Genomic DNA, 20,967 nt, shown 5'->3' with positions numbered 1-20,967 from the left:
TGTGTTGTTGAAAGGTATCACCGTTTCACTGGCGGTGATACTCTTTATCTGCACTAAAAAAAATGCAAATCATGTTCAGCGGATTAACGCCTACTTCCCGGCAACGCAAATTTTGCGAAGGTTTTCTATTTTTCCCTATCAAGCACTTACGCAAGTATGGGAATTTTATTTTCAGACAGTACGACCGGCATTCGGGTGTAAAAACGTTGCTGGACATGAAATTAAGGGCATTGGACTTTAATACGGGGCATGCGGAAGATATCGATGACTATATTACGCATCGTGCTATACCGCAGGCAGCACAGGTACTGGCCAGAATGGAGGATTTTTATACGAAGATGCAGGAGGCGGCCGCTATTACTCCGGGAACGTTACAGGATTTTAACGACCTGTTTATCCATTATTACCGCGAAGTAACGGTATATCACAGTGTGGTATTGCGTAACCTGAAAGAAGAGCTGAAACCGGTGCTGAAGCCTAAGAAAGGAGATGTGTTTACAGAGATGGGCTATGATCATATCAGCAAAGTATATAAGCTGGTAAAGGAGTTTGTTTTGCAGAGCAAAACAATTGTGCACTTGCTGGAAGATGTGGTGGAGAAAGAATATAGTTTTCCACAAGGCCCGCAGGGGCAACTGATTGCGTTGCAGGCAGATATCAGGCAGATGTATTTTATTCAGAAAAACCTTTGTCAGCTGCTGAAAAGATGGGAGACCGACAAGAATTTGCACGGACTTCAAACCTATTACAACTAGCATTTAAACCATGTCGCACGAACTGCAGCATGATCCACCCTGTCTTGAGTACCAGGAGGTTTGCAAGACATGGATCAGGATCCTGAAGACCTTAAGAGAAGATAATGCTTCGCTGATAAACCGGTTAGCCGCAGCGTTAAAGGAAACTGCGCGCCGTTCATTTGTAGAGGAAGCAGAGGAGTTTCAGTTGGCGATGCTGGCCCGCGAAGAATCGATGGTGCTGTTGCGGCATGAAATAGGAGAACAACTGGCGTGGCTGGAAAAGCAGCCAGCCAACGTAGCTGCACCGCATTCCTTTTCAGTATTGAAAAATGATGTGCAGGGAATGATGCAGGAACATGAAAAAGTGAAAGTGGCTTTCCTGATATTTATAGCCGCAGAAAAAGTATAAAGTCAATTAATCATTTCCATCAGTTTTTTGATAGACAATGCCGCTATCTGTCCTTCTTTCAAAGTAATCAATCTTTCGTCCCTGAAATCGCCCAATGTGCGTATGAGGGATTCTTTGGCTACTCCGGCCACTGCAGCCAGGTTTTCACGGCTGATATCTATCGTAAAACTTTTACTCCCCGCTGTATTGTATTTCCTGTCCAGCATAATTAATGCTTCTGCTACTTTTTTACGCAGAGAATTATAAGCAAGACCTATCAGTTGTTGTTCCTTTTCTGCCATTTCCCTGGACAATAGGCGGATGAATTTTCCCAGCACTTCCGGATTGCTGCTGATCAGCTGTTGGAAATCCTGATGGGGGATAACAGCCAGCAGGGTATCTTCCATGGCTTCTGCGTTTTCCTGGTAGTTGCCCCCTTCCAGTAACGTATTGTAACCAAGGAAATCTCCTTCGTTGTATAAGCCTATAATGAGCTCTTTGCCGTCATCGTTGCGTTTGTATGTTTTCACTTTGCCATGCAGCAGGTAGTATAAATATTCCGGACGGTTGCCGGCGGCATAAATGCTTTGTTTCTTTTTATAATGATTGGTATTACGGTCTTCTTTCAACAGTGACAGATGATCCGCGCCGTTGCTGGCAGACAGCAATATATTGAGCCCCTGCAGCCCGGTGGCAGAGTTATGTTTTATTTCTGCACATCTTTTCAGCCGGCTTTCAATGGCACTTAACAGTTCTGTGCCTTCAAACGGTTTGGTGATATAATCATCTGCGCCCATTTCCATTCCTTTTCGTATATCTGTTCTTTCTGCTTTGGCAGTCAGGAAGATAAAGGGAGTGGTTTGCAATGCTTTGTTTTTATGGAGCATATGTAATACGCCATATCCGTCCAGTACCGGCATCATAATATCACATACAATCAGGTCGGGGAGGTGTTCGAGGGCCATGGATACGCCTTCTTTTCCATTGGCCGCAGTGAGTACCTTGTAATTAGCCAATTCCAGAATTTCCGCCACATTTTCACAGATAGCAGGATTATCTTCTATCAGCAGTATTTTTTCCATGTTCATTGGTTTTGGGGAAAAGGAAGGGAGACGAGAAACTCTGTACCTTTTTCAGGTGCGCTGTTGCAAGACACGGTACCGTTCATGAGTTCTGCGTATTTGGCTACGATATGTAAGCCGAGTCCTGTACCCTGGATGTTGGCCACATGCTGGCTGCGGAAGAATCGCTCAAACAGGTGCTGGCGGTCTTCAGTGGAAATGCCTATGCCCTTATCTTTTACAGACAGCTGGAACATGGCATCGCTGCATTGGGTACGGATTGAAATGATCGCTCCTTCCGGGGAAAACTTGATGGCATTGGATACGAGATTCATAACAATATGTTTAAGTAGCGTAGGATCCAGGAAGGCTTGTGGTGCGCCGTGGTGGGCATAGTAAATATTCTGCTGGGGCTTTTTGAGGCCATCCATTTCACCGAGAATGTTACCGATATGTTTGGCGGTGTCAAAGGTGCTGTGCCTGACCTGTATTTTTCCTTCTTCTATTTTACCTACCGACAGGAAGTCGTTGAGGATATCTGTCAGCATATTTACGGAAGAAATGATCCGTTGAATATGCTTGCTGCGCTTCGTTACATCATCCGCGCCTTCGTATTTGGATACGAGGTATATGGAAGAAAGGATGGCACTGAGTGGTGTCCGGAATTCATGGGAGGCGAGCGACACAAACCTTGATTTCAGTTCGTTGAGTTCTCTTTCCTTTTCCAGTGAAATACGGAGTTCTGATTCTGCCTCTTTTATGCGGGAAAGATCAATGGCGATGCCTATATAGCCGGTAATATCGTTGGCATCACGGATGGCAGATACTGTGAGTGAAACGGGCAGGGAGCTGCCGTCTTTCCGGATGTAGAGCCATTCATATTCGTTGAGTAAATTTAACCTGGCCTTGATGGTGAGTGTTTCCATACCGGGTTCTACCGGTTGCTGCAGTTGCCTGGAAAATTCTTCTGCCCGGAGGGCAACTTCATCCTGGTCATGTAGCATGAGCGGGGTGCATACATCTATGACTTCGCTGGCTTTATAACCGAGTATTCTTTCTGCGGCAGGATTGAACCATTTAATAAAGCCGTCTGTGTTAATGACGATGATCATGGCGCCGGCGTTGGTCCACAGGCTGTTAAGGAAGCTGTTCATCCTTTGCAGGGTGCCATCTTTGATGGCGGCTTCTTTTTTCTGCTGGTCGAGTTGTTGCCGGGTTTGTTCGGATATTTTCCGGTCGGAGATATCCATGATGTAAATGATAGTTAGTATTCCTTCCGGTGTGGTATGTTCGCCGTGGCTGGTTTCTACCGGGAATTTGCTGCCATCTTTTCGCAGTGCGATATGTTCTTTTTCATCACAGGGCATCAGGAGGTTCACCTGTTGTCCGGTAATTTCTTCTTTCGTGTAGCCGAACTGGTTAAGAAGGAAGGGGTTAGCCATCAGTATGGTGCTGTTGCTATCGGCTACCAGGATGCCAATGGTGGCATGATTAAAGAGAACTTCGAAACCTATGTAATTATTCTGAGTCGTGTTAATCATACCCGTATTGACCCTTTACTTCGGTGCAATATAAATTTAATGATTCCCGGTGGAATAAATTACGGGTGATTGAAAATAGAATGTTATTATTTTATAGAATTAATAATATATCCGTATTTAATATGTATAGCGGCGCCTGTCACTTCTGATTAATAGGTGTTTCTATGATGAGGAACTCAGATTTTTCTGCACACTGCAATGATACTTCACCTGTTTCCCATAACCCGATGGCATCGCGTTCCTGCAGTACCTGGTCCTGTACTCTGAGTCCGCCGGCAATGGAGAAAATGAACAGGCATTTATTCAGCGGGTTGAAGGTATAAGTAAGCTGGTGAGGTTGCTCATAATAGCCGAGAGATAATTTCGCATTCTGATTGATCCAGCAATGCTGCATACCTTCTTCACCGGATACGATGGTGACCAGCTTGTTCTTCCTGTTTTCTTTAGGGAAGCTGCGTTGCTGATAGCGGGGCGCAATATTTTGTTGTTTGGGTGCGATCCAGATCTGTAAAAAGTTAACTTCTTCCGTACCAATATTATATTCTTCATGTCGTAGTCCGCTGCCGGCACTCATGATCTGTACTGCAGGTCCTTCTATTTCAGTAATGTATCCCATGGTATCTTTATGGTTCATTTTTCCTTTCAGCAGCACCGAAATGATTTCCATGTTTACATGTGGATGTATACCGAAGCCTTTACCTGCCTGTACAAAGTCATCGTTAAAAGCGATCAGCGATCCGAATGCGCTGCGCATAGGATGGTAGTAATCGCTGAAGCTGAAGAAGAAGTTGCTTTTCAGCCAGCCGATGTCTTTAATACCTCTTTCGCTTGCGGGGAAGTGTTGCAGTTTCATATAATAAGGAACAGTAGGAAGTTTAAAATTGTTTGAAATCAGGGTGAACTAAGTTAATATCAAATTTCCGCATCTCGTAAATATGTTTCCCGAACTCGTAAAGATTAATTTTCATAAGCCCTTACTTTTGCCCGACAATTCAGATAAGCTTTAAGATGTATAAATATTTATTCCTGTTTGCCTGCATCATGCGGGTAGGGACGCTTTTTGCCCAAACAGATACCAGCACCGGCAACAAAATATTGCCTGAAGTGGTGGTGACTGCCACGCGCAATGAGCAGTTATTAAGTAAGGTGCCTGTGCCGGTTACGGTGATTACAAAACAGCAGCTGCAATCCATGGGTGCAGTGCTGTTGCAGCAGGTACTGGCAGAGCAAACAGGACTGTTCATTACATCTAATCATGGTACCGGTGTGCAGATGCAGGGACTGGAAGCAGAATATACCCTGGTACTGCTGGATGGCGAACCAATGATAGGCAGAACAGCCGGTACTTTCGACTTGTCGAGGATAGTAGTAAGTAATATAGAAAGAATAGAAATTATTAAGGGGCCGGTTTCCTCATTATATGGAAGTGATGCGCTGGCAGGTGTCATTAATATTATCACCAGCAACAATAAACAACAGGGGATAACCAGCATTGGTGGCAGGTATGGCTCCAATAATACTTATACCCTGGATGGCAATACGCGCATCCCTTATAGGAATGGGTCATTTTCTGCCAACATCAGCACTTACAACAGTGATGGATACACGCTGGGAGATAATGCTACAGCACCTACTGTGTCGCCATTTAAAACCTATACGGCGCAATCACGCTGGCAGCAGGACTGGTCGCCTAAATGGCATACCATCCTTTCAGGCAGGTATTATGAGCAGCGGTACAACAGTTATTTTGCTGACACCAAAGGCCGGGTAGATGATATTGGAAAGGAGAAAGATATGAATGCTTCCTGGCAGGTGAGTCATACGCCGGGAAAAAACTTCAGGCAGGTGTTGCGGTTATATTATTCCCGGTATTCCACGGAGGAGGATATGCATTACCAGCAGGATAAATCCGTGTATGATGCTTCGTTTTTTAAGCAGCAATATATCAAGCCTGAGTACCAGACCGACTGGCAGCTGAATGCGCAGCATCAGCTGACGGGGGGCGTAGGATATGTGCACGAATCACTGGAGGCTACCCGCTACGATGATAAGATGGCGTTTAATACAGGCTATGTGTTTCTGCAAGAAAACTGGAAGCCTACTGAGGCCTGGAATATATTGATAGGCGGTCGGTTTGATACACATAACCAGTACCCATCACAATTTAGTCCCAAGATATCTGTAGCATATAATATAACCCCCAAATGGCGTATACTCGGTGCCGTTGGCCGCGGCTACCGTGCGCCTGATTTCAGGCAGTTATACCTGCACTTTAACAATGCCGCAGTAGGATATACCGTTGCAGGAACAAAGCTGGCAGCGGATATTTTGAAAGAAATGGAGCAGAAGGGGCAAATTAAGCAGGTAAAAATAGATCCGGCGCAGATGAAAGACCTGGATGCAGAAAGCTCCTGGTCGTATAACCTGGGTATACAGGGGACCACATTTTCCAATACCGGTGTTAAAGTGAACTTCTTTTATAACGATGTGAAGAACCTGATCGATACCCGCGTTATTGCCGTGAAAACCAATGATGCAGCAGTATATAGCTATGTGAATCTAAAAAGTATTACTACCTCCGGCGTAGAAGTGGAGCTGTCGCAACCTATTGGCAAATATTGGCAGCTGTCCGGCGGATACCAGTACCTGCGCTCAAGAGATAATGATCTGTTTAAGGAAGTTAAGAACGGAGAAGTATATACGAAAGATGCCGTTACCGGAGAAACCCGTGAACTCCGTAAGAGCGAATATTTTGGATTATTTAACCGCTCGCACCATTCAGGCAATCTGAAAATCGCGTATATCCATCCCCGTTTGGGTATCGATGCTAATGCCCGGCTGTTATACCGCAGTAAATATGGGTTTACAGATGAAAATGGCAATAACACACCCGATCTGAAAAGTGAATTTGTACCAGGGTATGCCACGGTGAACCTGGCTGCGGCCAAAACCTTGTTCAGCAGGCAGCTGCGCGTACAGGCCACCCTGGAAAATCTTTTCAATTATACTGATCCACAGCATATTTCCACCATGCCTGGCAGGGTTTACTCCCTGGGGCTTACCTGGAATTTTTATCATACTGTAAATAAACAATAAGCACCTATATGAAAATACAATTTCTTACAGCAGGTATACTGCTGATGTCTGTCTTCGCAATGTCTTCCTGTAGTAAAGATGATGATGAACCAACACGCCCCACACCTGTTGTTACGTTGCAATCCAAAGTAGTCGCCAATGTGGACGCAGATGCCGGCAAAAAAGACCTGTTTACCTTTTATAGCCTGGCAGATGGTAAGGTTGTTCCCAACAGCGACTCTGCCTCTACCAAATGGGATATCGCCTTTAAAGCAACTACCATTATCGTTAATGGTGGCAGCAGCGGCCCGGGTAAAGGAGAAGCACAGGTGATTACCGGAGTATATAATAACCTGGTAGCGGCACCGGAAACAGGCTACAAATCAGACGCTGCAGCCACCAAAGCTATCGCCGGCTGGTATTCCTATAATATGACTACACATATTATTACGCCGGTTGCCGGCGCTATTATTGTGCTCAAAACTGCCAGTGGTAAATATGCCAAGCTTGAAGTAAGCAGTTACTATAAAGATGCACCTGCTACACCGGATCTTAACTCGCCAGGCCGTTTCTATTCATTCAGGTATGTATACCAGGCAGACGGTTCCCGCAATTTCAAATAATAATAACCATCGTATATTCTCATGAAGCAGATTACCAGATTAACCATTGCAGCCATCTGTATGACATTGAGCGCTACCGCTCAGCAGAAGGGCAACGATAAAGTGACACAGGATAAAGCCGCTATTAAAAGCATGTGTGGTTGCCAGGAAGTTACTTTTGAATACACTGAAACTTTCCCTGCGGACAGCAGCTATAAACCAAAAGGGTATCATAAAATAATAGACGCCATAGAATACGTGACAGTAGCCGCGGAAGACCGCAACCGCATTGTCCTGCAGCATCTGTTGATAGCAGACAGCAATGTGATCAAGCATTGGACGGAAGACTGGCAATATGAAAATCAGCAACTGCTGGCTTACAACCAGGACAACGAATGGAAAAAAGTAACGCTGCCGGCTGCACAGGTAAAAGGACAGTGGACCCAGAAAGTATATGGTGTAGACGATGAGCCGCGCTATGAAGGATCTGCTACCTGGGTACATACCGATGGCCGGCACTACTGGGAATCTTCCAGTGATGCACCTTTGCCGCGCAGGGAATATACCACCCGCAAGGACTATAACGTATTACACCGTACGAATCACCATGAAATTACCGCCACGGGTTCCATTCATGAACAGGATAACCAGAAAGTGATCAGGGCCAATGGTACAGACAAAGTGATTGTAGGAGAAAAAGGATTGAATACCTATAACCGGACAGACGAAGGGAAATGCCGGCAGGCAAAAGAATGGTGGGAGCAGAACAAGGCTTTCTGGGCGGTTGTTCGTAAAGGTTGGGATAAAGTGTATGGTGCTAACAGTGTCATTAACCTGCAGAAGAAAGTGAATAATGAGCCGCTGTATAAAGTGATGATGGTGCTGGAAGAAAAGGCATTCCGTAAGGAACTGACGGGAGAGGCACTGGAGAAAGAGATAGCAGTGACTTTGCAGCAGTTTGCAACAAAAACGGAGTTGAGTTTACAACGATAAACGAGTGGATAAGAAAAAGCACCGCAGCCATTCCTGGCTGCGGCTTTTTTATGCCTTTATTTCGTGAAGCTGTTATATCTTCCGATCATCGTATCGAGTGAGTTATTCAGGCTTTCCAGCTGGCTTTCTGTCATCGTGCCTTTTTCTTTGGCATCGCGCATCATCCTTTTGGCCATCAGCAGGAATTCATGGTAGCTGTCGCAGAACGATTTATAGGAGGAGCCTTTACTTTCTTTTTCCGCGTTCGCCAGGTTAAGGGCCGCATGCGCCGCCTGATCTTTTTCCAGGCCATCATATGCTGTTTGCGCAGCTGCACTTATTTTGTTGTAATCCTCCCCGCCTTCTTCCAGCAGGTTGATATAATTACGAACGGCCTGCATATCTGCTTTCATGGCGATGATATAATCTTTCAGCGGGCTATCTTTCAGGATAATCACCTCACTGGCATCTGCTACCTCATTTACTCTTTTCATCAGTACTACTTTCTGATCAAAGAATACCTGTGCATCGTTGCGGATAGAATCTGCCAGGGCAAGTCCTTTGGCGCCTTTGTCATCTTTAAAGTCCTGTGCTTTCAGGTAATCATCCAGTTTGGCATAGGTCGCTTTTATTTTGTCGAAGGAGCTGATGAAACCGGCTACTTTTTCTTTAAAGAAAGCCTGATCTGCTTTGTTCAGCGCATCTACGGGTTTGTCTACCGTGATTTTGCTGTGGTTAAAAGCAGGTATCATGATAGGTTTAATGATGCTGCCCAGGAAAACCGGATTGCTTTTTTCTTTTAGTATTTCTTCCACACGGTCTGCATTTTTCACAAGGCGGACTACGTAGTCAGAGTTTTTGTTAGAGAGGTCAACGATCAGGTTAGTGTATTCAATGACCTGGTTTGCAGCGGCAGCTGGTTTTTCATCATAGGCTGTGTTGCTACCTGATTTCCCGGTGTTATCACATGACATAGCAGTGGCTATCAGCATGAAGCCAAGAGGAATGTACAGAATGGATTTTTTCATGATACTAAGGTGTTTAAATTCGGATTAGGCAATTGCACAATTGGGTGCAGGGGTAATTTCCGGGGCAAAGATATTTTTTCAGGTAAACAAAACAAAAGAAATGTAAGTGCACAAACTACTTAAATGAGTTATATGCCGTCACTGTAATAACAGGTAATTTTAATGCGGCAAATCAACTGCATGTTTTCAGAACCGGGTATTATTTACGGAATGCTGTGCTGCTGGCTGTTTTTATCCTTTTCTGTTAGGGTAGAAGCGCAGCATATACCATTCAGCAACCCTTCCCTCGAAGGTCGTCCTGGTAAGGGAATATTGCCTGTTTCCTGGCATGTTGTTTTTGGTACGCCGGATACGCAGCCCGGTGTTTTTGAGATAAAACTGGTGCCGGCAGCAGGCAATAGCTATGTGGGAATGCATAGCGGTAAGGGATTCCTGGAAGGTATCGGGCAGGAATTGCCGCAGCCGTTGCAGGCAAATGTGGATTATGTGCTGAGTCTTGATCTGGCCTACACCCCTTATTATCTTTATCCGGCCTGCTATGGTAACCTGGCGATTTATGGTGGTAATACTCCGGGGGATACGGCAGCGCTATTGTGGTCATCGGGCAATTTTACGCATGAAACCTGGCAACGCTACGATGCCGTGTTCCATGCAGCTGCATCCTATCGTTATATTTCTCTGGTGGCGTATCCTACTGCTCCATGTAACAAAAGTCAGTATGGAATTGCTTTGCTGCTGGATAATTTATCCGCAATAGATCGTTTGGTGTTACCTGTGCTGCAGGCTGCTGTGAAACCTTGTAGCTGCGGAGCCGTTAATGATGGAAGTATTACGCTGCATGTAAGCGGTGGGGTGCCTCCTTTTCAGTATAGGTTGGATAATGGGAGATGGCAACCGGATAGTGTATTTCCCGGATTGGCAGCCGGGCCACATACTGCTGAAATACAGGATAGTCATCATTTTACAGCAGCAGTTGCAGCAGTGATAGCATCGCCCTGGAAAAACTGCCTGGTGGTCATGCCTACAGCATTTACACCTAATCACGATGGACAGAATGATGTTTTCCGGCCCAAAGTATATGATGCGATACATGACTACCGGTTACGGGTATATGATAGATGGGGAAAACTGATATTTATGAGCCAGTCTCCTGAAGTGGGATGGGACGGTAGTTTTAAAGGAATACCGGCGGATGTGCAGGCTTACGTATACGTATGTACGTATACGGATAGTTCGCAACAGCCGTACCTGTTAAAAGGAAGTGTCATGTTGTTGCGTTGATGTTCACAATGGAAAAGTGACTGTAAAAACGGAACCATTTAACCCGCTGCTGACAGTGATCTCGCCATTGTTAGCTGTTACAAATGATTTTACGATGGCCAGTCCGAGTCCTGTGCCTTCTCTGCCACCTACATTTCCAGCGCGGAAAAAAGGGGTGAACAAAAATCGTATATCCTTTTCCGGTATACCAATGCCACTGTCTTTTACTTTAATGCGTAATTGATCTTTTCTATAATGAAGGCTGAGTAATGGACCGGCGCCGGCAGAGTATTTGAAGGCGTTGCTGATAAGGTTGGTGAGGATACCGGCGAGATGGCTCCTGTCTATATGAAGAGGCCGCGGACTGCCGGAAACTTTTATCCGTAACTGACGCTTATCACTGCGTTTGTGAAAGTATTGCTGCTTTATCACTTTAGCGAAGCTGCATACATCTGTTTCTTCTGGTATAGTGACCGGATTGCCTGCCACCATACTACCAGTGGTGAGTATGTCATCCACCATGTTGCGGAGTACAATGATTTCTTCTTTGATACGGGAAATATTCCGTTCGTAAAAAGGCAACATTAATTCATCCAGTTGCATTTTTGTTTCGAGTAATTCAATAGAAGATGAAATGGCGATGATCGGTGTTTTAAATTCATGTGTTGCCATAGAAATATATTCCGATCGCATTTCAAGTAAAGATTTTTCTCTGACTGCATGCCTGTTAGCGTCGTTTAGCATACGTTGGTTTTTGGTTGAACAGAAAATAAGGTTTCGTATTTCGATGGTATCGGCGGGCGGGATAAATATGGTTATATATGCAATATACGAAAGTTTTTAAAAAATACATTGTATTATTAGTAATGTATTCATAAATACACATGTAATCCTTTGTAGTAGGTAGTTTTATTGAATTTTACCTGTTTATTTATAAAAATATTATTCTGAATAAAGTGACATTATTTTGGGATAAATATAAATATATTAATAATTGTAAAGTGTTTTATGGTTTATGATGTTAAGGTTTATTATGTATAAGTACTTTATAAATAGGTAATTATATTTTTGTGCTATCTGCCTATTCTTTTTCCTGTTATATTTACTATAAGATTATTTTATTGTACCATATCAACCAGAAACCTAACCCCCCTTTAGCGTATGATTAATATAGGAATCATTGAAGACAATCATTTTTTATTAAACAACTATCGTGAATTTCTGGAAGATTTCCAGGAGTGCAAAGTTGTATTCGCCTGCAAGTCTATAGAGGAATTTATTTCCCTGCCGGTAATTTATCCGGATGTAAAAGTAATTCTGTTGGATATTACTTTACCTGGTATGTCGGGCATTGATGGTATATCAGAGGTAAAGCGACTTTATCCGGAAACGAAAGTAATTGTGTTATCCGGACATGATAGCAAACAGTATATTATTGAAGCCATTAAAAAAGGTGCCAGCGGTTATATTATCAAGACAAGCCGGTTAAGTGATATTTACCAGTCTATCATGGATACAGTACAAAATGGCGCTACGCTATCACCCAAAGCAGCCCATCTGCTGATTACTCATCTGAATAAAGATCCGCTGGAAAGCATTAAGGATAAGCTTACCCGCAGAGAGTATGAATTGGTGGAGTTACTAAAAGAAGGCTACTCATATAAGGAAATGGCGCAGCAGTTGTTTGTTACCGTGTTCACCGTGAACCAACACCTGAAAAAAGTGTATCAGAAGCTGAATGTATCCACCAAATCGGAATTGATTTCAAAAATCTGGTCAAATAATTTATTCTCGCTCCTCCTTTTTAGCACAATCAATAATTTTTCYTCAGATTTTAATTTATCAGATATGTTCACTGGTTTTACTGACTGCTTACTTTAATAAGTAGTAAGATGCCGTGTAATAAGGCAATTTGTACTGTAGTAAGTAATTGAATCCAAGTGCGAACCAGCGTAATATTGTAGGGAGATGTAAAGAGTGTGTAAGTGATGAAGTAAAATGCCATATATGATATTGAAAACCTGCTTAACCTGGATGGGATTGGGATTGCTTTGCTTAAATTGTTTGTTTACTTCCTGTGTGTCAACAAAAAATGCTGTTTATTTCAGTGATGTAAAAGACACCATATTATCACCAGTTGATGGCAATTTTGAGCCCCGGATACAAAAGAATGATATACTGCAGATCAATGTAAGCAGTCTTAATCCGGAGGATGTAATCATCTATAATGTGTCCAACATGACCTCTGCTGCTGGTGCAGGAGGAGCCAACGCCGGTGCAGGTGCAATGTTGGGTGGCTTCCTGGTAGACGAACAGGGATACATTCAGTATCCGGTATTGGGGCCCATAAAAGTAGCCGGTCTTTCCAAAAAGGCGCTCACCGTAAATCTCCACGATCAATTGATAGAACGTAAACTGCTGGTAGATCCGGTCGTCAATATACGGTTCCTTAATTACCGGGTAACCATTCTTGGAGAGGTCAGTAAACCAACGGTTGTAAATGTTACCAACGAAAAAATATCAGTACTGGAAGCGTTGGGAATGGCAGGTGATATAACGGTGTTTGGTAAACGAAATAACATATTGCTAATCCGGGAGGTAGATGGGGAACGGATTATACGGCGCCTGGATCTGAATGATAAACGTATCCTGAATTCTCCTTACTACTTTCTGCAATCAAATGATATACTTTATGTGGAACCCAGTAAATCAAAAATAGCAACTGCAGACAGGTCCCGGCAAATACTGCCCATTGTTCTCAGTAGTTTGTCATTGCTCGTTATTATCCTGGACCGTTTAGTTATTAATAAGTAGTGTATGCAAAAAGTAAACGGACATAAAACGCAACAAAGTGAAACGCCATTGAGCATACTCACGCTCATTCGTTCCCGCTATCTGCCCTACTGGCCGCTATTTGCAGCCGCTGTTGTTGCTGCACTGGCAGGCGCTTTCCTTTATCTCCGCTATGCTACACCGTTATATAAAATTTCTGGTGTGCTCTTGGTACAGGAATCATCTAACGGTCTTGGCGCCAGCGATATGCTACAGTCACTCGATTTGCTGGGTGGTGCTAAAACCGTCATGGAAAATGAAATTGAAATACTGAAATCACGCACACTAACGAAGGCGGTTATACGAAACCTTAACCTTTATGGTGAAGTGATTGAGAAAGGGAAAATAAGAGATGTAGTATTATATAAAGACAGCCCGCTTAAATTCGTTTTCCTGGAACCCGATGCCATACAAATGGCCGCAACAGGCATGTGGCCATTTACTTACCATGCAACAGAAAAAAGTGTCGTTATAGATGGTAAGCGTTATCCGGTGGGAGATACCGTGCAAACAAGATGGGGCAAATTGGTTATACAGTCGCAGGGCCGGCATAGGGATACCGCTGCCAGTTACACCCTGCACCTGATGACAGAAAAGCAATGGATGCAGCTCCTGCTGGGTACCATGAAAATTATGCCTGCCGCCAAAGCGGGTAGCGTAGTGGATCTGGAATATACAGATGCTGCTCCGGAACGGGGAGAAGCGATTGTAAATGAATTGATCAGTGTATATAACAAGGCAGCAGTAGAAGATAAAAACAGGACCTCTGCCAACACCATGAGCTTTGTGGAAGAGCGCCTGCGCATTGTGAGTACGGAACTGGGACAGGCAGAAACACAGGTGGAACATTTTAAAACCAGGGAAGGTATTGTGGATATCAGCGAGCAGAGTAAACTGTTCCTCGCCAGTGTACAGGAAAATGATCGTAAAATCAGCGAAGCTAATATGCAATTATCTGTGCTGGATGCGATTGAAAAATATGTGAACAGTCAAAACCCTGGAGGTAATATAGTGCCCGGTACTATTGGTCTCTCTGACCCGGTATTACTGGAGCTGGTAACGAAGTTATCAGAAACAGAATTGCAGCTGGACCGGCTGCGTAAAACAACCGGTGAAAACAGCCCGTTGCTGGCCAGTTTGAATCGTCAGTGCGATCGGTTAAAGCCCGCTATTATGGAAAATATTGGTAGTCTGCGTGCTAACCTGCAGGCAGGTATGGTGAGACTACAGGCAGAGAATAGCCGTAACATGGGTATTATCCGCAGCGTACCCGGTAAGGAAAAAGCCTTGCTGGAAGTAAGTCGGCAACAGGTGATTAAGAATAACATCTATACTTTTCTGTTGGAGAAGCGGGAAGAAACAGCCCTGGCTTATGCCGCGGCGGTATCAGACAGCCGGGTAGTGGATGCTGCCGAATCAGCGGCCTATCCTTTCAGTCCCCAGAAACCGATGGTATTGGCCATTTCCGTACTGGGTGCGATGGCGCTGGTAGCAGGATTTGTTTCAGTGAAAGATATGATGAACCGCGAGGTAATGTTCCGGGCGGATATTGAGAAAGTAACTACGGCACCCATTGCTGCTGAAATTATGCACCACGATGGAAAGGATCCGGTAGTGATGAGCAATAACAGCAGAACCGCAGTGGCCGAACAGTTCAGAGCCTTAAGAACTTCTTTGTCCTATATTGGTTTGAATGGAGATCGTAAAACTTTGTTGGTTACTTCCTCTATTTCCGGTGAAGGAAAAAGTTTTGTATCCCTGAACCTGGCCATGAGCCTTTCTCTTGCTAAAAAGAAAGTAGCACTACTGGAGTTTGATTTGAGGAAACCGATGATCAGTAAAATGCTGGGCGTACGCGTGGATCCGGGTATTAGTAACTACCTGGTAGGGAAAGCATCTTTGCAGGAAATCCTACAAAAGGTTGCAGACAATGAGTTTTTGTACCTCCTGTCTGCTGGTATTATGCCACCTAATCCCAGCGAACTTATTCTGAATGGTCAGCTGGAACACCTGCTCCAGCAACTGAAAGAACGTTTTGATTATATCATCATTGACTCTGCTCCCGTGGGTTTGGTGACGGACGCGAGATTAATTGCGCCTTTCTGTGATGCCACCCTGTATGTGGTGCGGCATCAGCGAACCCCCAAGCACTACCTGAAACTGGTAGAAGAGTTGTATCAGAACAGGGAACTGGGGAAACTGAATATTGTATTTAACGGAATAAAACGACAAGGTGTAGCGGGATACGGGTATGGATCCGGATACGGTGATATTAACGGATACGGCTACACGGAAGTAGTAAAGAAACCAGGCTTGTTCAGGCGCACTATAAAGTAACGGCGACTGTAAATTATATATCGATACCACCATATCTTATCAATATAGCGGGCGTAGCTATGCCCGGTCCTGCCCTTATAAATTCTACAAAACTATCCGATAACCTAAAAACCGGCTCCTATGTTTAATGAACAACCATCGGCCTGGTATGCGGTGTATACCCGGGCCAAATGCGAAAAAAAAGTAGCGGACCTGTTCACGCGTAAAAAAGTGGAACACTACCATCCTGTTAAAGAGTTGGTACGTGCACGTAAAATCGTGCAGGAAGCATTGTTCCCCTCTTATGTATTTGTACATATTCCTGAAAGCAGAAGTTGGGTGGTCCGTGAAACCGATAACGTGGTCAACTTTGTATACTGGCTGGGCCAACCGGCGGTAATACCTGACCATGAAATTGCATTGATCCGGCACTTTCTGAGGGATTACGAAGACGTATCAGTGGCACAGGTACCAATACTTGGAGAAGGAGAACAACGTGCTTCTACCGGAGGCAAAATTATAGCGATCAGCAGAAATAGGGTGAAAGTAGAATTGAGCAGTTTAGGGTGCATACTGGAGGCCACCGTCCCTTCCAGGGAGATCACCGTCATTGCTGGCAGTAAAATCGTGAACGGACATCATTACTGATAAAACAATCAACCTTATTTATGATGCAGCATATTATTCTTTGCGGCGGCTCCGGCACGCGGTTATGGCCTTTGTCTAACCAGCAAACGCCCAAACAGTTATTAACCCTGTTCGATGGCTACAGTCTCCTGCAACTGGCCTTCCGGCGTAATCGTTTTGCCTGCAGCAAAGTAGTGGCTATTGTAAATGAGCAGCAGGCAGCCATTGTTACCGAACAGCTGGAACAGGCAGGAGCAGCAGCACCGGTATGCATTGCGGAACCAGTGGGACGTAATACGGCAGCAGCCATTGCACTGGCTGCATTTACAGCCGATCCTGAAACCATCCTGCTGATCACTCCTGCTGATCACCTCATCGGTACGCCGGACCGATACGCCATGGCTATTGAAACAGCAGGCATCCTCGCTGCCGGCAATCATATTGTTACTATCGGGCTGGTACCTACTTATCCTGAAACAGGATTTGGCTATATCAGTTACTCCGGTCATGATGTACTGCACTTTGTGGAAAAGCCGGATCGCCCTGTGGCAGAAGCCATGCTGGCTGCCGGCGGCTTCCTGTGGAATAGCGGCATCTTTTGCTGCAAGGCCCGCATTATGCTGCAGGAATTACAACAACATGCCCCGGCTATTTATGAAGCCGCCGCCATTGCTGCAGCAGAATGGAAAAGCACTGGTGTATTATCAAAAGCAACGATGGAAGCCATTCCATCAGACAGTATTGACTATGCCGTACTGGAGAAAAGCAACATCGTAAAAGTAGTGCCTACTAAAATGGACTGGAGCGATGTGGGTAGCTATGAAGCCCTGGCAGATGCGCTTTCTCATCATTATCAATACCGTAATCACCAGGCAGTATTTATTGAAAGTGACCCCAAGAAAAATATGGTCATCGGAAAAGATAAACTGGTGGCACTGGTGGGAGTAGAGAATATGGTGGTGGTAAACACTGCCAGCGCACTGCTGATCATGCAACGGGGCCGGGGACAGGATATTAAGCAATTGCATACCTGGGTGAAAGAAAACCGTCCGGAATTACTATAAACACCAACACAAATAATGAATAAATATGGAAGCAAATGATCCGATATATATAGCCGGGCACCGCGGAATGGTGGGCGGCGCCATCAAAAGGAGACTGGAAACACTGGGCTATCATAACATCATTACCCGTAATTCCGGAAGCCTCGATTTACGCAAACAGGCAGAAGTGGATGATTTTTTTGCGGCAGAAAAGCCGGCATATGTATTCCTCGCAGCGGCCAAAGTAGGCGGCATTCATGCGAATAATACTTACCGGGCCGAATTCCTGTACGATAACCTGATGATAGCCTCCAATGTGATACATGCTGCCTGGAAGTACGGAGTGACTAAACTACAGTTCCTGGGTAGTTCGTGTATCTATCCCCGTATGGCACCGCAACCTATCAAAGAAAGTTTTTTACTGACAGGTTTGCTGGAACAAACCAATGAACCTTATGCTATCGCTAAAATTGCGGGCATCAAATTATGTGAGGCCTACCGCGATCAGTATGGCTGCAACTTCATCAGTGTGATGCCTACAAATCTCTTTGGCATTGGGGATAACTATCATCCCGAAAATGCACACGTGTTGCCCGCGCTGATCCGCCGGTTTCATGAAGCTAAAGTAAATAACAAACCATCAGTAACAGTGTGGGGAACGGGTACGCCTAAACGGGAATTTCTTTTCGCTGATGATCTGGCCGATGCCTGCGTATACCTCATGCAGCACTACAATGAAAAGGAGCCGGTGAATATCGGCAAAGGAGAAGACCTGACAATAAAGCAACTGGCAGAATATATTAAAGAAGTGGTATGCTATGAAGGAGAGCTCCTTTTTGATGCTTCCAAACCGGATGGTACGCCCCGTAAACTGATGGATGTATCCCGGCTGCATCGGTTGGGATGGAAACATAGTATCAGTCTGAAAGAAGGTCTGGTGATGGCTTACAGAGATTTCCTGCAGCAGGATCAGTTCAAATTACAATCTTAAATACTATAGGTATGAAAGTCGTGATCGTAGGTACAGGATATGTTGGTTTGGTAACCGGCGCCTGTCTGGCAGAAGTAGGAACAGAAGTGATTTGTGCAGATGTGGATGCTGCTAAAATTGCCCGTTTGCAAAACGGTGTGCTGCCTATTTATGAGCCTGGGTTACAGGAGATCGTGATGCGCAATCAGCAAAGCGGACGGTTGTCTTTTACCACCGAGCTGGCTACTGCATTGCCGGGGGCAGCAGTGGTGTTTATTGCGGTAGGCACGCCGCCGGGAGAAGATGGCAGCGCTGATCTGCAGTATGTACTGCAGGTGGCCCATCAGATAGGGGCATTGATGCAGGATTACCTGGTGGTAGTCACAAAAAGTACAGTGCCGGTAGGTACTGCAGCCAGGGTGAATCGTGCGGTAAAGGAAAGCCTTTCTGCCCGGCAGCTGATCCTGGATTATGATGTAGCATCTAACCCGGAATTTTTGAAAGAAGGAGCAGCTGTAAATGATTTCCTGAAACCAGATCGTATAGTCATTGGCGTTAATACTGCCCAGGCCCGTCAAACGTTGGAGCAATTGTACCGCCCTTTCCTGTTGAATGGTCATCCTATTTTATTTATGGACATCGCCTCTGCGGAGATGACCAAGTACGCTGCGAATGCGATGCTGGCCACGCGAATTTCCTATATGAATGACATCGCCAATTTATGCGGACTGGTAGGTGCTGATATCAACCAGGTACGCAAGGGTATTGGCAGCGATCCACGCATTGGCAAACACTTTCTTTATCCTGGCATGGGATACGGTGGTTCCTGTTTTCCGAAAGACGTAAAAGCCCTGATGCAAACGGGTCGCGAATATGGCTATCAGCTGCGTATCCTGGATGCGGTGGAAGCAGTGAATGAAGACCAAAAGAAAGTCATCTTCCATAAAGTGCTGCGTCACTTTGACGGTGACCTCAAAGATAAAAAGTTCGCCGTATGGGGTTTGTCGTTCAAGCCTAACACGGATGATATGCGGGAGGCGCCTTCCCTGGTGCTGATCCGCCACCTGCTGGACGCGGGGGCCGTTGTGAGTGTGTATGATCCGGTAGCAATGGAAGAAGCCCTGCCTTACCTGGGTAGCAGCGTCACTTTTGCGGATGACATGTATGCCGCTGCGGAAGATGCGGCAGCTATCCTGCTGGTTACAGAATGGAATGCTTTCCGGATGCCCGATTGGAAACGGCTGCATAGCCTGATGGCAACACCATTGCTTTTTGACGGCAGAAATATTTATGACGATGTACAATTAGTCAAACAAGGATTCACCTACTACGGTATCGGCAATGCCGCTGCTTCGGCAGTCAATGCCCTGATGCAATAACAATTTATTTCTTTTACCACTAAAATATCGATCGTATGAAAGTAGCCCTGATAACAGGTATTACCGGCCAGGATGGCGCTTATCTGGCAGAATTACTGCTGGAAAAGGGATATATGGTACATGGAGTTAAACGTCGTGCCTCTCTAATCAATACAGAACGGATTGACCACCTGTATCAGGACATGCACAGTGAAAATGTGCGCTTCCGGTTGCACTATGGCGATATGACTGACAGTACTAACCTGATACGCATTATACAGGAAACGCAGCCGGATGAAATCTACAACCTGGCGGCCATGAGCCATGTACGTGTGAGCTTTGATACACCTGAGTATACCGCCAATGCAGATGGTATCGGCACATTGCGGTTGCTGGAAGCCCTGCGCATCCTGAAGCTGGAAAAGAAAACCCGCATCTATCAGGCCAGCACCTCTGAATTATATGGATTGGTGCAGGAAGTACCGCAGCGGGAAACAACACCTTTCTATCCCCGCAGTCCTTATGCGGTAGCCAAATTATATGCTTACTGGATTACCGTCAACTACAGGGAAGCCTATGGCATGTTTGCCTGCAATGGTATCCTGTTTAACCACGAAAGCCCGTTACGCGGAGAAACCTTTGTAACCCGTAAAATCACCAGGGGCGCCGCTGCTATCGCTTTGGGGCTGCAGGAAAAATTATACCTCGGTAACCTGGATGCACAGCGCGACTGGGGACATGCCAAAGATTATGTGGAAGCAATGTGGCGTATCCTGCAACAGGAGCAGCCGGATGACTATGTGATCGCTACCGGTATCACCACTACGGTACGTGAGTTTGTACGCATGGCGTTTGCGGAACTGGGTATCACGGTTACTTTCCAGGGAAACGGGGTAGAAGAGATTGGCGTAATCACTGCCTGCACCAATGAAGTGTATGCGTTACCGATAGGGAAAGAAGTAGTGGCAATAGATCCGAGATATTTCCGTCCTACGGAAGTAGAGTTGCTCATAGGAGATCCTACCAAATCAAAGACGGTATTGGGATGGGAGCCTGCTTATGATTTACCGGCACTGGTAAAGGAAATGATGGCCAGTGATGTAGAATTATTTGCGAAAAAAGAAGTAACACAACTGGAACACTTAATCGGATAATTT

At 45.2% G+C, this 20,967-nt stretch carries 19 protein-coding genes; 14 read left to right on the top strand and 5 right to left on the bottom strand.

Annotated features, from left to right (window positions below; all coding sequences use genetic code 11):
• The first annotated feature begins 71 nt into the window (after window positions 1-71).
• Window positions 72-755, top strand: a complete 684-nt coding sequence (locus tag AB4Z08_RS02355; protein ID WP_441572166.1) for a hypothetical protein — start codon at window positions 72-74, stop codon at window positions 753-755.
• 10 nt (window positions 756-765) lie between these two features.
• Window positions 766-1,146 (top strand): hypothetical protein, encoded by a 381-nt coding sequence (locus AB4Z08_RS02350; protein ID WP_441572165.1) that lies wholly within the window; start codon window positions 766-768, stop codon window positions 1,144-1,146.
• A gap of 2 nt (window positions 1,147-1,148) precedes the next feature.
• Here AB4Z08_RS02350 and AB4Z08_RS02345 read toward each other — a convergent pair whose 3' ends face one another.
• The 3 genes from AB4Z08_RS02345 to AB4Z08_RS02335 all read right to left on the bottom strand — a co-directional run bounded on the left by AB4Z08_RS02345 (window position 1,149) and on the right by AB4Z08_RS02335 (window position 4,580).
• On the bottom strand, window positions 1,149-2,207 hold the full coding sequence (locus tag AB4Z08_RS02345; RefSeq protein ID WP_441572164.1) for a response regulator: 1,059 nt from the start codon (window positions 2,205-2,207) through the stop codon (window positions 1,149-1,151).
• Window positions 2,208-2,209: 2 nt separating this feature from the next.
• Window positions 2,210-3,727 carry a PAS domain-containing sensor histidine kinase gene (locus AB4Z08_RS02340; protein WP_441572163.1) on the bottom strand — a complete coding sequence of 506 codons (1,518 nt, stop codon included), beginning with the start codon at window positions 3,725-3,727 and terminating at the stop codon, window positions 2,210-2,212.
• A gap of 139 nt (window positions 3,728-3,866) precedes the next feature.
• On the bottom strand, window positions 3,867-4,580 hold the full coding sequence (locus AB4Z08_RS02335) for a pirin family protein (RefSeq protein WP_441572162.1): 714 nt from the start codon (window positions 4,578-4,580) through the stop codon (window positions 3,867-3,869).
• Window positions 4,581-4,735: 155 nt separating this feature from the next.
• Here AB4Z08_RS02335 and AB4Z08_RS02330 point away from each other — a divergent pair, with 155 nt between their 5' ends.
• The 3 genes from AB4Z08_RS02330 to AB4Z08_RS02320 are packed head-to-tail and all read left to right on the top strand — an operon-like array spanning window position 4,736 to window position 8,397.
• On the top strand, window positions 4,736-6,823 hold the full coding sequence (locus AB4Z08_RS02330; protein ID WP_441572161.1) for a TonB-dependent receptor plug domain-containing protein: 2,088 nt from the start codon (window positions 4,736-4,738) through the stop codon (window positions 6,821-6,823).
• Between the two features lie 8 nt (window positions 6,824-6,831).
• Window positions 6,832-7,425, top strand: coding sequence for an HmuY family protein (locus AB4Z08_RS02325; RefSeq protein WP_441572160.1), 594 nt, complete (start codon window positions 6,832-6,834; stop codon window positions 7,423-7,425).
• A 21-nt stretch (window positions 7,426-7,446) separates the two neighbouring features.
• On the top strand, window positions 7,447-8,397 hold the full coding sequence (locus AB4Z08_RS02320) for a DUF6607 family protein (protein WP_441572159.1): 951 nt from the start codon (window positions 7,447-7,449) through the stop codon (window positions 8,395-8,397).
• A gap of 56 nt (window positions 8,398-8,453) precedes the next feature.
• Here AB4Z08_RS02320 and AB4Z08_RS02315 read toward each other — a convergent pair whose 3' ends face one another.
• On the bottom strand, window positions 8,454-9,404 hold the full coding sequence (locus AB4Z08_RS02315) for a hypothetical protein (protein ID WP_441572158.1): 951 nt from the start codon (window positions 9,402-9,404) through the stop codon (window positions 8,454-8,456).
• Window positions 9,405-9,584: 180 nt separating this feature from the next.
• Here AB4Z08_RS02315 and AB4Z08_RS02310 point away from each other — a divergent pair, with 180 nt between their 5' ends.
• A complete protein-coding gene (locus AB4Z08_RS02310; RefSeq protein ID WP_441572157.1) occupies window positions 9,585-10,685 on the top strand; it encodes a T9SS type B sorting domain-containing protein in 1,101 nt (366 codons plus the stop codon).
• 3 nt (window positions 10,686-10,688) lie between these two features.
• Here AB4Z08_RS02310 and AB4Z08_RS02305 read toward each other — a convergent pair whose 3' ends face one another.
• Window positions 10,689-11,357 carry a sensor histidine kinase gene (locus AB4Z08_RS02305; protein ID WP_441572827.1) on the bottom strand — a complete coding sequence of 223 codons (669 nt, stop codon included), beginning with the start codon at window positions 11,355-11,357 and terminating at the stop codon, window positions 10,689-10,691.
• 468 nt (window positions 11,358-11,825) lie between these two features.
• On the opposite strand from AB4Z08_RS02305, the gene AB4Z08_RS02300 reads away from it, so the two are divergent.
• The 8 genes from AB4Z08_RS02300 (at window position 11,826) to gmd (ending at window position 20,964) form a co-directional block, all read left to right on the top strand.
• Window positions 11,826-12,545, top strand: a complete 720-nt coding sequence (locus AB4Z08_RS02300; RefSeq protein WP_441572156.1) for a response regulator — start codon at window positions 11,826-11,828, stop codon at window positions 12,543-12,545.
• 126 nt (window positions 12,546-12,671) lie between these two features.
• On the top strand, window positions 12,672-13,478 hold the full coding sequence (locus tag AB4Z08_RS02295; protein WP_441572155.1) for a polysaccharide biosynthesis/export family protein: 807 nt from the start codon (window positions 12,672-12,674) through the stop codon (window positions 13,476-13,478).
• A gap of 3 nt (window positions 13,479-13,481) precedes the next feature.
• Complete coding sequence (locus tag AB4Z08_RS02290; protein WP_441572154.1) at window positions 13,482-15,833, top strand: GumC family protein; 2,352 nt, start codon at window positions 13,482-13,484, stop codon at window positions 15,831-15,833.
• 120 nt (window positions 15,834-15,953) lie between these two features.
• Window positions 15,954-16,460, top strand: a complete 507-nt coding sequence (locus AB4Z08_RS02285; RefSeq protein ID WP_441572153.1) for a transcription termination/antitermination NusG family protein — start codon at window positions 15,954-15,956, stop codon at window positions 16,458-16,460.
• Between the two features lie 20 nt (window positions 16,461-16,480).
• On the top strand, window positions 16,481-17,503 hold the full coding sequence (locus AB4Z08_RS02280) for a mannose-1-phosphate guanylyltransferase (protein ID WP_441572152.1): 1,023 nt from the start codon (window positions 16,481-16,483) through the stop codon (window positions 17,501-17,503).
• Window positions 17,504-17,528: 25 nt separating this feature from the next.
• Window positions 17,529-18,473 carry a GDP-L-fucose synthase gene (gene fcl, locus AB4Z08_RS02275; protein ID WP_441572151.1) on the top strand — a complete coding sequence of 315 codons (945 nt, stop codon included), beginning with the start codon at window positions 17,529-17,531 and terminating at the stop codon, window positions 18,471-18,473.
• 11 nt (window positions 18,474-18,484) lie between these two features.
• Window positions 18,485-19,831 (top strand): UDP-glucose dehydrogenase family protein, encoded by a 1,347-nt coding sequence (locus AB4Z08_RS02270; RefSeq protein WP_441572150.1) that lies wholly within the window; start codon window positions 18,485-18,487, stop codon window positions 19,829-19,831.
• A 35-nt stretch (window positions 19,832-19,866) separates the two neighbouring features.
• Window positions 19,867-20,964: a GDP-mannose 4,6-dehydratase gene (gene gmd, locus AB4Z08_RS02265; protein WP_441572149.1), complete on the top strand. Its 1,098-nt coding sequence runs from the start codon at window positions 19,867-19,869 to the stop codon at window positions 20,962-20,964.
• Window positions 20,965-20,967: the final 3 nt, after the last annotated feature.

Source organism: Chitinophaga sp. RAB17 (genome assembly GCF_052114225.1).
Taxonomy (GTDB): Bacteria; Bacteroidota; Bacteroidia; order Chitinophagales; family Chitinophagaceae; genus Chitinophaga.
Note: the sequence above shows the minus strand (reverse complement) of the source record. Positions and strands in the feature narration are given on the sequence as shown.

Coding starts and splice junctions, on each gene's coding strand:
- AB4Z08_RS02355 (WP_441572166.1), top strand. CDS start 72: ATGTTCAGCGGATTAACGCCTACTTCCCGGCAACGCAAATTTTGCGAA.
- AB4Z08_RS02350 (WP_441572165.1), top strand. CDS start 766: ATGTCGCACGAACTGCAGCATGATCCACCCTGTCTTGAGTACCAGGAG.
- AB4Z08_RS02345 (WP_441572164.1), bottom strand. CDS start 2,207: ATGGAAAAAATACTGCTGATAGAAGATAATCCTGCTATCTGTGAAAAT.
- AB4Z08_RS02340 (WP_441572163.1), bottom strand. CDS start 3,727: ATGATTAACACGACTCAGAATAATTACATAGGTTTCGAAGTTCTCTTT.
- AB4Z08_RS02335 (WP_441572162.1), bottom strand. CDS start 4,580: ATGAAACTGCAACACTTCCCCGCAAGCGAAAGAGGTATTAAAGACATC.
- AB4Z08_RS02330 (WP_441572161.1), top strand. CDS start 4,736: ATGTATAAATATTTATTCCTGTTTGCCTGCATCATGCGGGTAGGGACG.
- AB4Z08_RS02325 (WP_441572160.1), top strand. CDS start 6,832: ATGAAAATACAATTTCTTACAGCAGGTATACTGCTGATGTCTGTCTTC.
- AB4Z08_RS02320 (WP_441572159.1), top strand. CDS start 7,447: ATGAAGCAGATTACCAGATTAACCATTGCAGCCATCTGTATGACATTG.
- AB4Z08_RS02315 (WP_441572158.1), bottom strand. CDS start 9,404: ATGAAAAAATCCATTCTGTACATTCCTCTTGGCTTCATGCTGATAGCC.
- AB4Z08_RS02310 (WP_441572157.1), top strand. CDS start 9,585: ATGTTTTCAGAACCGGGTATTATTTACGGAATGCTGTGCTGCTGGCTG.
- AB4Z08_RS02305 (WP_441572827.1), bottom strand. CDS start 11,357: ATGCGATCGGAATATATTTCTATGGCAACACATGAATTTAAAACACCG.
- AB4Z08_RS02295 (WP_441572155.1), top strand. CDS start 12,672: ATGATATTGAAAACCTGCTTAACCTGGATGGGATTGGGATTGCTTTGC.
- AB4Z08_RS02290 (WP_441572154.1), top strand. CDS start 13,482: ATGCAAAAAGTAAACGGACATAAAACGCAACAAAGTGAAACGCCATTG.
- AB4Z08_RS02285 (WP_441572153.1), top strand. CDS start 15,954: ATGTTTAATGAACAACCATCGGCCTGGTATGCGGTGTATACCCGGGCC.
- AB4Z08_RS02280 (WP_441572152.1), top strand. CDS start 16,481: ATGATGCAGCATATTATTCTTTGCGGCGGCTCCGGCACGCGGTTATGG.
- fcl (WP_441572151.1), top strand. CDS start 17,529: ATGGAAGCAAATGATCCGATATATATAGCCGGGCACCGCGGAATGGTG.
- AB4Z08_RS02270 (WP_441572150.1), top strand. CDS start 18,485: ATGAAAGTCGTGATCGTAGGTACAGGATATGTTGGTTTGGTAACCGGC.
- gmd (WP_441572149.1), top strand. CDS start 19,867: ATGAAAGTAGCCCTGATAACAGGTATTACCGGCCAGGATGGCGCTTAT.